Below are 1,017 nucleotides of genomic sequence, written 5' to 3'. Positions count from 1 at the left end.
GAAACCAATAGCGATACCTTCATTGCGCAACTGTACGGCCTGACGGTCAACAGCCCGGCGTTGCTGACCAAGAATCTGCCGTTCGTCATCTTAATGAGTGACGGCGCTGGGTTGGGGATCAACTCCGTCCGGCGTGAGGAATTAGGCAACCGGCTGAAACTCTATTTTGTCGATAAGGAAACGTGGCATGAGGCAATTCGGACGACAAGTTAAACTGAATATCGGTAACAGCAAAGAATCTGTCGAAATCACTAACCTGAGAGTCGCTTTCGACATCACTAAAACAATAGACAGTGAACCTAACCCCGCCACTATCCGTATTTACAACCTCAATCCCTCACACCGTAATCTCATCACCAGCAAAACTTATAACCGCGTCAGTCTGGCCGTTGGTTATGAGGAATTACGGGTAATTTATATGGGGGACATCATTGAAGCGATCACACTGCGGGACGAACTGGATTTTATTATCCAGTTAACCTGCGGGGATGGGTATACGGCGTACACCGGGGCACTGGTGAATAAGACACTGGCAGCAGGCGCGACAGACAGCAGTATTCTGGCGGAGGCCACGAAAGCAATGCGAGTCGGTCACAGTGTGATTGATCTGCCCAAAGACCGGGCATTACCCCGTGGCAAAGTGTTAACCGGCAATGCACGCGATGTCATGCACAAAGTCGCCCGGAATAATGGCGCTGACTGGTCAGTGCAGGACGGCAACATGACCGTACTGCCGAAAGATAAAGTGCTGGCGGATAACGAGGGCTTTGTCCTCTCACAGGAGACCGGCATGATTGACAGCCCGGAGAAAACGGATGACGGTTTATCTGTGACTTGCCTGCTGAATCCGGTGATGCGTATTGGCGGGCTGGTTCGGGTGCAGTCGATTATTCCTGAATATAACGGGGATTACAAAATCACGGAACTGGAGCACTCCGGCGATTTGATGGGGGATAACTGGGCGACAAAAATCACCTGCATTGGCGGGCGATATCAGAAAGTGGAGAAGAAAAAGGA

The 1,017-nt window shown here is 50.9% G+C and carries 1 protein-coding gene and 1 pseudogene; both read left to right on the top strand.

Annotated elements, in window-relative coordinates:
• Positions 1–213: pseudogene (locus Xinn_RS21025) on the top strand (phage baseplate plug family protein); the annotation flags it as partial.
• Positions 188–1,017, top strand: an 830-nt coding sequence (locus Xinn_RS21020; RefSeq protein ID WP_099137824.1) for a phage protein, incomplete at its 3' end; no start/stop codon positions are given. The pseudogene Xinn_RS21025 and the gene Xinn_RS21020, both read left to right, overlap by 26 nt.

This window comes from Xenorhabdus innexi (genome assembly GCF_002632485.1).
GTDB lineage: Bacteria > Pseudomonadota > Gammaproteobacteria > Enterobacterales > Enterobacteriaceae > Xenorhabdus > Xenorhabdus innexi.
The sequence above is the reverse complement of the archived record's forward strand: the minus strand, read 5'-3'. Positions and strand labels throughout refer to the sequence as shown.